The sequence below is a fragment of the Paraburkholderia nodosa DSM 21604 genome, assembly GCF_000519185.1.
Classification (GTDB): Bacteria; Pseudomonadota; Gammaproteobacteria; order Burkholderiales; family Burkholderiaceae; genus Paraburkholderia; species Paraburkholderia nodosa.
Genome location: NZ_JAFA01000007.1, coordinates 207,247 through 220,189, shown reverse-complemented (window position 1 = coordinate 220,189; position 12,943 = coordinate 207,247). Strand labels below are relative to the sequence as shown.

12 protein-coding genes are annotated in these 12,943 nt (G+C 63.3%); 5 read left to right on the top strand and 7 right to left on the bottom strand.

What is annotated here, in order from left to right; genetic code table 11:
• Nucleotides 1-25 precede the first annotated feature (25 nt).
• Together A3CW_RS0112605 and A3CW_RS0112600 are read right to left on the bottom strand one after the other, a co-directional pair.
• Nucleotides 26-1,066 carry an ABC transporter permease gene (locus A3CW_RS0112605; protein WP_245623625.1) on the bottom strand — a complete coding sequence of 347 codons (1,041 nt, stop codon included), beginning with the start codon at nt 1,064-1,066 and terminating at the stop codon, nt 26-28.
• Nucleotides 1,063-1,884 (bottom strand): ATP-binding cassette domain-containing protein, encoded by an 822-nt coding sequence (locus tag A3CW_RS0112600; RefSeq protein WP_028203899.1) that lies wholly within the window; start codon nt 1,882-1,884, stop codon nt 1,063-1,065. The genes A3CW_RS0112605 and A3CW_RS0112600 overlap by 4 nt, the downstream gene beginning before the upstream one ends.
• Nucleotides 1,885-2,140: 256 nt before the next feature.
• On the opposite strand from A3CW_RS0112600, the gene A3CW_RS0112595 reads away from it, so the two are divergent.
• Complete coding sequence (locus A3CW_RS0112595) at nt 2,141-2,710, top strand: GNAT family N-acetyltransferase (protein ID WP_245623624.1); 570 nt, start codon at nt 2,141-2,143, stop codon at nt 2,708-2,710.
• A gap of 174 nt (nt 2,711-2,884) precedes the next feature.
• Here the strand turns inward: A3CW_RS0112595 and A3CW_RS46095 are convergent, their stop codons facing one another.
• Nucleotides 2,885-5,209, bottom strand: coding sequence for a beta-glucosidase family protein (locus tag A3CW_RS46095; RefSeq protein WP_407669737.1), 2,325 nt, complete (start codon nt 5,207-5,209; stop codon nt 2,885-2,887).
• Between the two features lie 208 nt (nt 5,210-5,417).
• On the opposite strand from A3CW_RS46095, the gene A3CW_RS0112585 reads away from it, so the two are divergent.
• The 3 genes from A3CW_RS0112585 (at nt 5,418) to A3CW_RS50140 (ending at nt 9,685) form a co-directional block, all read left to right on the top strand.
• Nucleotides 5,418-6,638, top strand: a complete 1,221-nt coding sequence (locus A3CW_RS0112585; protein ID WP_154677921.1) for an AraC family transcriptional regulator — start codon at nt 5,418-5,420, stop codon at nt 6,636-6,638.
• 141 nt (nt 6,639-6,779) lie between these two features.
• Complete coding sequence (locus A3CW_RS0112580; RefSeq protein ID WP_028203896.1) at nt 6,780-9,095, top strand: sigma-54-dependent transcriptional regulator; 2,316 nt, start codon at nt 6,780-6,782, stop codon at nt 9,093-9,095.
• Nucleotides 9,096-9,319: 224 nt separating this feature from the next.
• Nucleotides 9,320-9,685 carry a hypothetical protein gene (locus A3CW_RS50140; protein WP_154677920.1) on the top strand — a complete coding sequence of 122 codons (366 nt, stop codon included), beginning with the start codon at nt 9,320-9,322 and terminating at the stop codon, nt 9,683-9,685.
• Nucleotides 9,686-9,715: 30 nt separating this feature from the next.
• Here the strand turns inward: A3CW_RS50140 and A3CW_RS0112570 are convergent, their stop codons facing one another.
• A complete protein-coding gene (locus A3CW_RS0112570) occupies nt 9,716-9,928 on the bottom strand; it encodes a hypothetical protein (RefSeq protein ID WP_028203895.1) in 213 nt (70 codons plus the stop codon).
• 160 nt (nt 9,929-10,088) lie between these two features.
• On the opposite strand from A3CW_RS0112570, the gene A3CW_RS52305 reads away from it, so the two are divergent.
• Nucleotides 10,089-10,256 (top strand): hypothetical protein, encoded by a 168-nt coding sequence (locus A3CW_RS52305; RefSeq protein WP_154677919.1) that lies wholly within the window; start codon nt 10,089-10,091, stop codon nt 10,254-10,256.
• A 79-nt stretch (nt 10,257-10,335) separates the two neighbouring features.
• On the opposite strand, the gene A3CW_RS0112565 is transcribed toward A3CW_RS52305, so the two are convergent.
• The 3 genes from A3CW_RS0112565 to A3CW_RS0112555 all read right to left on the bottom strand — a co-directional run bounded on the left by A3CW_RS0112565 (nt 10,336) and on the right by A3CW_RS0112555 (nt 12,899).
• Nucleotides 10,336-10,968 carry a response regulator gene (locus tag A3CW_RS0112565; protein WP_028203894.1) on the bottom strand — a complete coding sequence of 211 codons (633 nt, stop codon included), beginning with the start codon at nt 10,966-10,968 and terminating at the stop codon, nt 10,336-10,338.
• The gene (locus A3CW_RS0112560; RefSeq protein ID WP_028203893.1) at nt 10,943-12,454 is read right to left on the bottom strand and encodes an ATP-binding protein; all 1,512 of its coding nucleotides are present in this window, start codon (nt 12,452-12,454) and stop codon (nt 10,943-10,945) included. The genes A3CW_RS0112565 and A3CW_RS0112560 overlap by 26 nt, the downstream gene beginning before the upstream one ends.
• 136 nt (nt 12,455-12,590) lie before the next feature.
• Complete coding sequence (locus A3CW_RS0112555; protein ID WP_028203892.1) at nt 12,591-12,899, bottom strand: hypothetical protein; 309 nt, start codon at nt 12,897-12,899, stop codon at nt 12,591-12,593.
• Nucleotides 12,900-12,943: the final 44 nt, after the last annotated feature.

Below are 12,943 nucleotides of genomic sequence, written 5' to 3'. Positions count from 1 at the left end.
GCTCCTATCTCCTGATTTAACGGCTTTAGCGCCGCCCAAGCCTCAATCTTTCGCGCAGCGCGCGCAGCCTGGCGGGATTCTCGACCAACAGATGCAGGATCACGGCGACGATGAACACCACCCCTTCGATCGCCTGAACCCAGAAGCCGGCGATACCGGTCGCAACGATTCCTGCCTCCAGCATGCCAATCACGAACGTGCCGAAGAACGTGCCCACGATCGTCGCCGTGCCGCCGAACACCGAGGTTCCGCCGATGAACACGCCGGCCAGCGCCGGCAGCAGGTAGCCTTGCCCCTGGGTCGAGAAGTAGTTCAGATTCTCGAGCGTGAGCAGGACCGTGGCGAAACCGGCCAGCACCCCCATCAGCGTGAACAGTTTCACCGTCTCACGCAGCACGTTGATGCCCACGACCTTCGCCACGTTGCGGTTGTCTCCGATGAACAGCACGTGCTCGCCGAAACGGTGGCGATTGAGGATGAACCACATGAACACGGCGAGGCCGAGCGCCCAGAGCGCTTGCATCGGGATCAAACCGAACAGCGTGCCCGTGAATACCGCATAGGCTGAACCGCTGGCGAGCTGCTGCAGCGCATAGGAGAGCCCGCCGGAAAGGATCGATGCGACACCGGCCCAGAGGAACTGGGTGCCAATCGTCACGATGATGGACGGCATGCCGACCACCGCGACCAACACCCCGTTCACCACGCCGACCAGCGCACCGCCCGCCAACGCCGCAATAATGGCTAGCCAGGCGGATCCGGTGGTGTTCACGCACCAGGCGAACAGAAAGCCCGAGAATGCCATCACCGAGGGGAAAGACAGATCGATCTCCCCTGCCGCAATCACCAGCGTCAGCCCGATCGCCAGCACCGCCAGCGGCGGTACGGTGGTCAGGAAGGAGAAGTAGATTGGCCAGCCCAAAAAGACGCGTGGCGCGGTTGCCATGAACAGGCCGACCACCAGCGCAAACACGACCAGGCTCGGCAATCCCTCCATGCGGGCAAAACCCGGCAGGCGCAAACCCACCAGGCGCGCCGGCCGCTTTTCTTTTATCGGATCGCTCACGTCCTTGTCCCCGCAACCGGCGCCGGGCCGTGCCCGCTTTGCTGTAGCGAAATCAGGAACCGCGTCAGGTCTTCGAGGCTCATCTCACCTGACTTGATGTCCGCGACGATGCGGCCGCGATCGAGCACGACCAGCCGATCGGCGAGTTCGTGCACATGAGCGAGGTTATGTTCGATGTAGATGCAGGCGCGGCCGGACTCCTTAATGGAGCGCACAAAGTCGAGAACCTTGCGCACCTCGCTGATGGCAAGCGCCACCGTGGGTTCATCGAGAATGATCAGATCGCTGTCGAAATGCATCGCCCGTCCGATTGCGACGCCCTGGCGCTCGCCACCGGAAAGTTTCGCGATCAACGAATCCGCGTCAATCCCCACGCCGCGAAAACCGAGTTGTTGCTTCAGAATATCGTTGGCTATGCGGCGCTCTTCGGCGACATTGATAAAACCGAATCGGTTGGTGATCTGCCGGCCGACAAAAAAATTACGCCACAGCGGCTGCTTCTCGCCGAGCGATTTCTCCTGATACACCGTCTCGAAGCGCAACCGGTGCGCCTCGCGCACTGAAAAGCGGCTCCAGTCGACCTCCTCGTCGCGGATGAACAGCTTGCCCGTGCTCGGCCGCACGACCCCGGTCAGCACCTTGATGAGCGTCGATTTACCCGCGCCGTTATCGCCGATCAGGCCGACGATCTCGTTGCGGCCAATGGCGAGATCGATGCCGGAAAGCGCGCGTATCTTGCCGTAGGACAGGCTGATGCCCTGCGCGCGCACGATATGCCGCCAGTCGCTCGTCGCGCGCGCGGCATCGCTCGCCGTCACGCTACGCTCCGGCGCCAATGACCTACAGGGATGTTGTGTACGACGATAGCCATAAAACTTTCCCCTTGCTTATCGATCGCCGCATCAACTTACATTGGAAATGTCTCTGGAATATAGTAAGACTAACAGTCAAAGTCTAGTTCAAGAATCGCCTCGCGAGACCGCTTGTTTCATCGGGAAATTACTAGTCATGGGCATCCGAATAACGGAATGTAAGGGATCCGGGCACGCCCACGATTGATAGCAAACTTCTTGCATGGAATCTGACACGGCGGCTCGTGCAGGAGGCACGACAGCACCGTTCGCTACCACGGCATCGAGCTTCGACAATGAGCTTGAGATCATCAACAATCACCGGGACCACCGAAGCAACGCTCGACCGCCACGAATGAATCAACCTGAATTCACGCTTCGCGCAGCAACGCCCGCCGACGAGCCATTTCTGTTCGATTTACGCAGGGCAACGATGAACGAGCACCTGGAACGCGCGGGCGAAGCGACCGACGAGCACGCGCATTGGGAGCGTCTGCGCTATCGCTACAACGACGCTTATGTCATCTGTTGCGGGTCGGAAAAACTCGGACTCTTCAAATTCTTTCGCGACCCGGACGCATGGACCATCGTGCAAATCCAGATCCTGCCCGAACATCAGGGTCGCGGTATCGCGGCCCATCTGCTCGATCATTTTTTACGCCAGGCGGACGACGCTCGCGTACCGGTCAAGCTCAGCGTTCTGAAGGGAAATCGGGCGATAAGCCTTTACCAGCGCTTCGGGTTTCAGGTGGTCGATGCGACTGACACGTCGTTGCAGATGAGGCGGCAGTAGCGCCGCCCAAGGAGGCACTCGCGTCCGCTTCCTGCAGCCTCGCCCTCGACCGGCCGATGGCGGCGGCGTGCCGCGAGCACCTGCAATGCGGTCGTTTGCCGGCCGAAGGTATCGGGCGGAGGCCGGCAGTGTCCACAAGGCCTGGGCCTCCAGTCCGCCCAGGCCGCCCTCACCTCAGTGCATATCGCCAACGACAACGCGTGCCGACAACGCGTTCGTATCACGCGACGACGACGCGGCGCGGATCTCGTAGCTTCCGCCATGCACCTGCCACGAATGCGTCGTGACGTTCCACGTTGCGAGGCGCCGCGCCGGGAAGACGACGCTCACCTGTTGCGACTGCCCAGGCCGCAAGGCGACCTTCGTCCATCCCACCAGGCGCTGCGGCGGCTCGCCCAGACCCGGCGGCAGCGTGGCGTACACCTGGGCGACTTCGGCACCGGCACGCGAGCCCGTGTTGGCGACGGTGAACGAGGCGACTACGTTGCCGCCCTGATCGGTATGCGTCCTGAGCCCCGAGTACGAGAAAGTCGTATAGGAAAGCCCATAGCCAAACGGGAACAACGGGTCGATGTTTTTCGCATCGTACCAACGGTACCCCATCAGGAGTCCTTCGCTATAGACGACGTTCAGGTTGTTGGGGTCGATGGTCGGCTGCGGCAGATCGGCTTCCTGGCGCGGGAACGTGATCGGCAGCTTCGCGGACGGATTCACGTCGCCGAACAGAATGTCCGCGATCGCCTGGCCACCTTGCACACCCGGATACCACGCTTCCACGACGCCGTGAACGTTGGCGAGCCACGGCATCGTGACGGGACTACCGTTCTCCAGCACCACGATGATCCGTTTGGCCTTCGCAGCCACTGCGTTGATCAGCGCATTCTGGTCGTAAAGCTGATTGCTCGGGTCCGCCTTGTTGTCCGGCAAGGACAGGTTCGCCAGATCCGTGCCCTCGCTTTCCCATTGCGTGGCGAACACGATCGCGACATCGGCGCTGGCGGCCGCGCTGGCCGCGGCGGCGGCGTTCGTGCCGTCGAAGTACGTCACCGTGGCCTGAGGCGCCTTGGCCTTGATCGCGTTGTACGGCGAGGACTTGTACCAGGTGGCGCAACTCGAAAGCAGCGGGTTGCCGGACTGGCATCCCGACACCGCATTGCCGTCTGCCGCGGGCACGCCTCCCGACCCGCCTCCGGACATCACGCCGACATCGGCATGGCCGCCGATCACGACGATCGAGTGCAGGCCGCCGGCGGCGAGCGGAAGGACCGGCTGGTTGCTGCCCGATGCCGACCCATTCTTCAGTAGAACGATCGACTCGTGCGCCACCGCCAGGGCGTCACGATTGCCTGCCGTCTGGTCGACCGAGCCGCCGGGGGTTGGCGGGTGGTCCAAGACGCCAAGGGCGATCATGGTGCGCAGCTTGCGAAAGACCATGTCATTGAGACGCGCAGCCGGAACGCTACCGGCCTGGACCGCGGCCTTGAGCGCGCTGCTGAAATACGACTGAATGCCGAAGCCCGCCCCAGCCGTGCCGAGATCGCCTGGCTGCTCTTCGTCGAGACCCGCCATCGCGGAGGCGACGGTACTATGGTTGGCCGTCCAGTCCGACTGGACTTTGCCCTTGAATCCCCACTCCTGCTTCAGGATGGTCGTGAGGAGTTCCGGGTTCTGGCAGGCATACACGCCGTTGACCAGGTTGTACGAGCACATCACGTTGCCAGGATGCCCTTCGCGCACGGCAATCTCGAAGGCGAGCAGCTCCGTTTCCCGCATCGTCCTTTCGTCGACCACCGAATTGCTCGTCATCCGGTTCGTTTCCTGGTCGTTCATCGCGTAGTGCTTCACCGTGGCGATCACATCCTGCGACTGCGTGCCCATGGTGCGCGCGGCGCTCATCGTCCCGGTCAGGACGGGGTCCTCGCCCATGTACTCGAACGTGCGGCCGTCGCGCGGCTCACGAGCGAGATTGACGCCGCCACCCAATCCTTCCGCATAGCCGAGCACGCGCAGCTCACGGGCGATACGCGCGCCGTAGGCCCCCGCGAGCGCCACGTCCCAGCTCGAGGCGAGTCCGATCGGTGCAGGAAAGGCCGTGGTATGCGCGTTCTGCACGTTCACGCCGCCAGCCGAATCCGCCGTGGCCAACGGCGGAATGCCCAGACGGCTGACGCCGGGGATATAACCCGCGCCCTGCACCCACGAAGGAAACGGGCCGCCCAGCCCGACAGTGGGAATGCCCGTTCCGTGCACCAACTGGATCTTTTCGTCGAGCGTCAGTTGCGAAACCAGGACTGCCGCGCGCCTGTCGGCCTGGTCGCCCTTCGCCTTCCAGTCAAAGGCCGGCTGTGACGCACCCGAAGCATGGGAAAAGAACTGCGCCACCATCGAAAATGGGCTGGCGCCCCATGTATTGCTGCTGGCGGCTTGATCCGCGTACGCCACGGAGCCGGCACACAACGCGCCGGCAACTGCAACCGCTATTTGCTTCGCATTCCTCACGGTGTCTCTCCTGTTTTGCCGATTGCATGAGCGATGACCCGCAGGATTGCGGGACCGTAATCGGACTACATTTTTCTTCTAGTTTTATGTTGAATTGCCCTACGTAGCGAGATGACGATAGCACCCGGCGAAACGTTTGCGCTTATCGTGCCGTCGCGGAACTTAACCTTGCGTCGCGGCATCAGGGTTTGCCTTAACCCCGCGCCGAGTGCCATTTCATCGTTACCTTGCAGGCGGTTTACGGCGTCGTCGTACGGACTCAGGCCGCCCGATATCGATTCATGCGGATTCGATATCCGGACCCATCGGGCCGTTTGAGGATTGGAGCAAGGATGCTAAAGTCACCAGCTACCAGCGGTTAGCCGAGGCGACGTTTCTCCGTTCCATGGTGTCTCCCATGACGACCGATCAAAAGACCGTTTCAAACGTCCTTGCCCAACTCTCGCTCAAGTCCGCCGTCGAACACGGCATGTCGCCGCACGATTTCACGCGCCTCACCGGCATAACGGAGGCGGAACTCGCCCATCCGGACGGGCGCATCGCCGCTCACAAACACATTGCGATGCTCAATCTGCTGGAGCCTGGCTACCAGGCTTCGGAGCGGCTCGAAATCTTTTCCAGTTATTCCTTTCGGGCGCCCATCAGCACGTTATTGGCCATCGTCACGAATAGCCCGACGTTGACGAAGGCCTTTGACCAGTTTCTGCGCTACCGGGTGCTGATCGGGAATGTCGATACCGTGAAGGTCAAGCGGGCAGGTCAGACGTTCGAATTCGAATACGTTCTGGACGGCGCGCGCAGAAGTTCGTCGAGCGCCTTCTATAATTTTCTGCTGCTCATTCGCCTCGCCGAACAGTACTACGACGGTGAGCCCTATCCCACCCAGATCGATCTGACTGGCGAATCGTTTGCGCCCGTCTCCCAGCTCTCGCACCTGTGTGGCGCGACGGTGAAATTCAGGCAAAGCCGCAACCGCATGCTGATAAAAACTGGAGCGGCGGACCTGCCGTATCGCAAGTACAACGAGATCACCGAAAACATACTCTGCGGGCAGGCCGACGCCGATATCCGACGCTTCGTTGTCGGCCATTCGTTTTCTTCGAGAATCGAAGATTTCGTGACGAAGATGATTCGTGAGGCGCATGCCGGCCTGCCGTTTTCGAACCCCATGGAGGAGGTCTGCGGCCGCCTTGGCATTTCACGCTCGACCCTGCACCGGCGCTTGCAGGGTGAAGGGACGAACTTCCAGGCGATCCTGGCTCACGCGCGGCTCGAGGAGGCCAGGCGGTTGCTGCCGCTGGCCGACTATTCGGTTGCCGCGGTGAGCGATCTTCTCGGCTTTTCTTCTCCCTCCGCGTTCTCGCGTTTCTTTCTCGAGAACAGCGGCAAGTCCCCTTCGCGCTACAAGTTCGAAAACTGCAGGTTCTAGTGAGTTTTCTGGACAGACTGCGCCTGCGCTGTCCGCCCTCGAACCGAAAGTCGGAGGGCGGGATCGATGCGCGGTCTCCGATCGCAGACTCCGGGACAATCATAAAAGCATGCCACGCGTTAATCTGGAGCCCACGAGGCAATGAGTACTTTCCCCTCCGTTCCCCTTTCCGGAGAAAAAGCGGACTACGACGCGTTCATTGGCGAGGCGCCGGCGTTTCGTCAACTGGTCAGGATGATCGATCGCGTCGCGCCCACCGATCACGCCTTGCTCATCATCGGGCCGACGGGCTCGGGCAAGGAGCTGGTCGCGCGCCGCGTGCACACGCGCAGCCTGCGCCGCGATCAACCGTTCGTTGACGTCAACTGCGGGGCGATTCCCGAGCACCTCGTCGAAGCGGAACTGTTCGGACACGTCAAAGGCGCTTTCACCGGCGCCGGCGAAAGTCGTCCCGGGCTCTTGCAGCAGGTCGGCAAAGGCACGCTGCTGCTCGACGAAATCGGCGAGTTGCCGCTCGCGCTGCAGCCCAAGCTCCTGCGTGCACTGGAAACGCGGACGTTCCGCCCGGTCGGCGCCTCGTCGAGCGTGCGTTTCGAGGGGCGCGTGGTCGCTTCGACGCACCGGGATCTACGCGAACTGGCGCGCCAGGGGCTGTTTCGCGAAGACCTGTTCTACCGGCTCGCGGTGTTCGTGCTGGCCGTGCCCGGGCTCGACCAGCGCGTCGAGGACATCCCTGCGCTCGCCGCCCATTTCGCCTCGCAACAGGAGCGCCGCATCGAGTTTTCGCCGGCTGCGCTGCGGCGGCTCGGCCGGCATGCCTGGCCGGGCCACATCCGGCAATTGCGCAATCTGGTCAGCCAGTTGAGCGTGCTTGCCGAAAAGCCGCTGATCGAGGAAGACACGCTCGAACCGTTTCTGCTCAGCGAAACGGCCGGAGCGGTTTCGCGCGCCGCGCTCGCCGACATGCTGCTGCAACTCGAGGGACGCGACAAACTCGCCGCCGCCGAAGACCTCCTCGTCGACCGCGCGCTGGAGCGGACCGCGGGGAACAAGAGCGCCGCCGCGACCTTGCTCGGGGTGGGTCGCAAAACAGTCGAACGCCGCCTGAAGTCGCGCGAGGAACACCACCGCGAAGCGCACAAGAGTCTCGAACATGCGAGCGCGCTGATCGATGCAGCGCGCTTCGCTGAGGCCATTCCTCATTTGCGGCGTTGCCTCGACGTATTGCAGACGAGCCGTGACGAGGCCGGCACGCGCCGCGCCCAGTTCGACGCCTACCGCCTGCTCGGCATGAGCCTGCGCAGCGTGCACGGCTGGTTGTACGCAGAAGCCACGGCCTGCTACGCGGCGGCGCTCGAGGTCGGAGAAGGGATCTGCGAGCCTGGCGAAATCGCGGCGATCCAGTTCGGCGTCTGGACCACCCAGTTGACGACGCTCCAGCTCAAGCAGGCGCGCGCGAGCGCACAGGAGATGCTGCAGCGCGCCCAGAACAGCGGGAACCGCGTATCGCTCGACGAAGCGCACGTCGCCATGGCCAACACGCTCTACTGGCTAGGCGACAGCGAAGAAGCCCTCGCCTGCCTCGCGCGCGGCAATCTGCTCGGCGTGACGCGCGACGATGCGCGCACGGGTTCGCAGGGAATCGATCTGGCGAGCCTCGCGTTGACATTCGAGGGGCTGGCCGCCTACCAGATCGGCGAGTTCGGGCAAGCCCGGCGCGCGATGGATATGCCGATCCTGCGCGCGGGCGAGCCGGGTGCGCACGCATTGGCGCACGTTCTCAACCTGCAGGGCGCCGCGTGGCTGGCGTCCCTTTTCGACGATCAGCGGAGCGGGCCGCTCGCAATCGAACTCGAATCGGTGTCGATCGCCAACGGCTTCCCTTTCTATCGCGGCATGGGCCAGATCTTGCGCGGCGTCGATCTCAGCGCGCAAGGCTTGAACGCGGAAGCCGAAGCCGTGATGCTCGACGGTTACGACAACCACATGGTCTGCAACGGCGGCGCGCTGTTCCATTCCTTCAAGATGTGGCAACACGGCGAAGTCCTGCTGCGATCCGGCCGCGCGCAACAATGCGCAACGATGCTGTCCACCGCAGTCGACGAAACCCTCGCGCGCCAGGAGCGCGCCCACCTTGGCGAACTGCTGGTCACCCGCGCGCGGGCGCAGTGGGCGCTCGGCGATCTGACGTCTGCCGAGCAGGGATTGCGCACCGCCCTTTCGACGGCGCTCGCGTTCGGTTCGGTGCCCGCGCGCGTGGAGGCCGCGCGCTATCTCGCCGACCTCCTGCGCGCCACGGGTCGCCGCAGCGAAGCGATCGACACGCTCGCCCGCGCGTTGCGGGACCAATCGGCTGATTCCACCCGCCGCATTGCCGACGCTATCGCGTTGCTGGCCGAACTGCGCCATGAAGCGTCTGCCGACCCGGGCGAGCAGGGACCCGCCGCAGGCCGCTAAGCCGCGCAAGTTACGCCACGACGTCACCCACGCCACGCCGGGAACTGGACGGAATCGTCCATTCCCGGCGATTTCCGCGGTCGAAATCGTCCTGCGCCGACCTCCCACGCGCTGCCCTAACCCGTCACCACGGGGCCGCGCAGCGCTGGCACGATGGTTGCTGGCTGTTGAATATACGGGACCAGAAAGAAAGCCGACACGCGCACGAAATCACGACGGGGTCGATGAACAGAGCGCAATACGCAATACGCGTGGATGGCGAATATATTCGACGGCAAGGCAAAATAATGATAATTGCAATTGAACAGGAAACATCGCAGCGTCCGCAGTCCGCCAATCAAACTGCGAAGCGTGAGACCGCACGCGATGACGCGAAAACCGGGGCACAGGAAGTCAGTCCGTATACGGCGAAAAATCTCGACGGCGCCATCACGCACCTCGAAATCGCCATCGCCTTCGACGGCAACATCGCCGTGTTCGGCCAGCGCTACTGGCTCGATCGCGTCCAGCGCATTGCGTCCACTCCGGAGATCATGCCCGCCCAGGCCCGGCGACTTCGGCACTTGCTGGATCAGCTCAAGGTCGCATGAGCGCCCGACCGACCCTGACGAAGGCGCCAGTCAGTGCGCAGGTCCAAAGAAGGCCTGCGCACCTTCCGATGGCGTCAGTCCGGCGGCGAAATAGCCTTCGAGGCGTTCGGCCTTGGCGTCGTCGAGCAAGAACGGCGGACGCACGAGCCCTTGTGCAATCGCGTGGTCGTACCACCGGCTCATCCACTCGCGCAGCTTCGTTTCATAGGGGGACGGCAATTCGTCTGGCGCGATCTCTTCCATGCGCAATCTCCGCTCGCGGCCTGCCCGCCGCTATATTCTTGTCGCTACACGTGCTGCGCCCATCGAAGGACGCAGGATATCGGGTGGAAACACTTGCCATCCACGGTCGGGATGGCGGAAGAAAAACAGCGCGCGCGGTCCGTCCGCTGTCTGCGCCTCGATGAACACGCTCGCGATCCGCCCGGACGGCGAACGATGCACCGTCACGACCCGCACTGTCTGCCTGCTGGTGGGGTTCAGCCACTTCACGACTGCTGCCCCCAACGACTGCCGCACCGCCATCGCCGCCCCCCACGCTTCATGTGAAATCATCGTAGACAGCCGTTAAACCGGCCGCCATCGGGACGGGTAGATAGTTCCCTCGGGATTGTCTGGTTCGCTTGTCAGGATTTCCTTCTCGCCGCGCGTCACTCGCCGACCAGACCATGCCGGATCGCATAGCGGATCACCTCCGCGTTATTGCCCAGCCCGAGCTTCTGCATCAGCCGCATCTTGTGCGTGCTGATCGTCTTGGCGCTGAGCGCGCACGCGTCGGCGATATCGTTGATGCTCTTGCCCGACGCCAGCATCTGCAGCACCTGGAATTCGCGGTCCGAGAGCACCTCGTGCGGGGGCACGTCGCCCGCATGCTTCTCGAACACCATGGCGTCGACGAGTTTCGGGTCGATAAAGCGCCCGCCGTCCGCGAGCTTGCGAATCGCGGCCAGCAGCACTTCGGGATCGCTGTCCTTCGTCACATAGCCTGTCGCGCCGGCCCGCAGCGCTCGCGACGCGACCTGGGCTTCGTTGTGGATGCTGAGCACGAGCACCGGCAACGCAGGTTCCTCGGCGCGCACGCGGCGGATGAGATCGACGCCGCTGATGCCCGGCATCGTCATGTCCAGCAGCAGCAGGTCGACTTCGCAGGTCCTCAGCTTTTCGATCACCTCCGAACCCTGCCCGGCCTCCGCCGTCACGACCATGTCGGCAGTCGTCGCGAGGATCTGCTTGAGTCCGCCACGCACGATGGCATGGTCATCGGCGATGAGTATTCTGATCATGGGGGTCTTCAAGCGGAACGTGGATCGAAATCGTGGTGCCAGACGTAATGCCAATGGTCAGGTCTTTGCAGGGCTGACTGTCGATGCTCAACGTACCACCAATCAGTCGCGCGCGCTCTGCCATGCCAAGCAGGCCGTATGCGTACCTTGCATACGCGGCGGCCACGTCGAAGCCGCGGCCGTCGTCGCGCACACGCAAGTCGAGCGAGCCGGGCCCCGTAGTGAGCGCGACCTCGACGCGCTGCGCCGCCGCGTGGCGCGCGACGTTCGTCAGCGCCGCCTCCACGATCCGGAAGAGCGCCGTGGCCTGCATGTCCGACAAGGCGGGCTCGCCGCTTGCCATGTGCAGTTCGCACGGGATGGCGTTGTGCCGGCTCCATTGACTGGTCAGCCATTCGAGCGCCGAAACGAGGCCGAAGTTTAGTGCAGCGGGCCGCAGGTGGCTTGCGACGTTGCGGACCATCCAGATCGTGCCTTCGACCAGTTCACGCATGTCGTCGGCCCGGCCGACGGCCTCGGGATCGTCGGTGAGCCGCATCCGCAGCAGCGAGACATCCATTTTCAGCGCGGTCAGCAACTGGCCCAGTTCGTCCTGAATCTCCAGCGCGCTGCGCTTGCGCTCGTCTTCGCGAATCCCCTCGAGATAGGCCGACAGGGCCCGCTGCTGCTCGCGCGAGCGCACGAGTTCGTCTTCCACGTGCTTGCGGCCGGAAATATCGTGCAGGCCCACGTAGATGGCCGGTGCGCCATCGTAGTTCGACAGCCGTGCCGTCGCCATGGCCCAGAACTGCGTCCCGTCCGGCCGACGCAGTTTCACCTCGGCGTCGCCGAAGCTGCCTTGCGCCGCGAGACAACGCACCAGTCTTTCGCGCTCCAGCGGGTCGACGTAGAAGTCGACAATATCGACGTTCTTGCACGCCGCTTCATCGAGGCGCAGCAGTTCGCGAAACCGTGCGTTGGCATAGAGCAGATGGCCGTCGGGCATCGAGGTAATGCCCATGGCCACCGGGCCCGATTCGACGATCGCGCGAAAACGCGTTTCGCACGCTTTGAGGCCGCGCTGCTGCATGGCGAGCTGGCGGTGGGCCGAACGCAACGCGAGGTGCGTGCGGACCCTGGCCATCAGTTCCTCGACGAGCACGGGCTTGGGCACATGGTCGGCTGCGCCGGCGCTGAGACCATCGGCCAGGTCGCGATGATGGCCTGCCGGCATCATGAGCACCACCGGAATATCGCGCGTGCGCGCGTCCGACTTCAGGCTGCGGCAGGTGGCCAGGGCGCCCACGCTGGCGGCCTCTGAATCGAGCAGAATCAGTTCGGGCCGGGAGACGCACGAATGCTCCAGTACCTCGAGGCCGCTGTTCGCGGCGATCACCTCGAAGCCCTCCCATACGAGGTGATCGGCGATCAAACGGGTCTCGTTCGGCGTACCGCCCGCGACCAGAATCGTGCAGGCGTTCGTTGTCTCGGCCTGCGAGTCAGTCATCTTGCCCACGGTTGCTCCGGCCCTGGTTGCTTTGTTTTGTCCTCGTCGCCAAAGCCATGGCCCTTCGGCAACCCTTTATCACGTATGCGGGTAATACGGATTGCGCGCCCCGTTAGCCCTCCAGGCTCCAGGTGCCCTACGTAGCGAACGAATGCCTTGCAGAGATTTCCGCACGGTCGATCAGTTCGTCGAGACTGCGAGCGAGTTCGCCAAGCGCCGATAACGCGTACAGATCGAGTTTGTCGGCATGATTGCGGCGCAAGTCTTTCATGCTTTCCTGCAAGCGCCGGATCGTGCCCGCGCGGCTGTCCGGCAGCGGCCAGCAGTGCATCAGATAAGCCAGCGGCGTGAGATTGCGGGATTCGCACCATGTATCGAACAGGCGCATGCAGATCGAGTTCACGTCCTGCACGCGCGCCTTACGGTCGCCCCACTCGGAAATCATCGCGCGTCGCCTCTGCCGCTTCGAAATTTTGCTGACGTCATGAT

Excerpts from the sequence above, each read along its gene's own strand:
- A3CW_RS0112595 (WP_245623624.1), top strand. The coding sequence starts at position 2,141 with ATGGAATCTGACACGGCGGCTCGTGCAGGAGGCACGACAGCACCGTTC.
- A3CW_RS0112580 (WP_028203896.1), top strand. The coding sequence starts at position 6,780 with ATGAGTACTTTCCCCTCCGTTCCCCTTTCCGGAGAAAAAGCGGACTAC.
- A3CW_RS50140 (WP_154677920.1), top strand. The coding sequence starts at position 9,320 with ATGAACAGAGCGCAATACGCAATACGCGTGGATGGCGAATATATTCGA.
- A3CW_RS0112570 (WP_028203895.1), bottom strand. The coding sequence starts at position 9,928 with ATGGAAGAGATCGCGCCAGACGAATTGCCGTCCCCCTATGAAACGAAG.
- A3CW_RS52305 (WP_154677919.1), top strand. The coding sequence starts at position 10,089 with ATGAACACGCTCGCGATCCGCCCGGACGGCGAACGATGCACCGTCACG.
- A3CW_RS0112565 (WP_028203894.1), bottom strand. The coding sequence starts at position 10,968 with ATGATCAGAATACTCATCGCCGATGACCATGCCATCGTGCGTGGCGGA.
- A3CW_RS0112560 (WP_028203893.1), bottom strand. The coding sequence starts at position 12,454 with ATGACTGACTCGCAGGCCGAGACAACGAACGCCTGCACGATTCTGGTC.
- A3CW_RS0112555 (WP_028203892.1), bottom strand. The coding sequence starts at position 12,899 with ATGATTTCCGAGTGGGGCGACCGTAAGGCGCGCGTGCAGGACGTGAAC.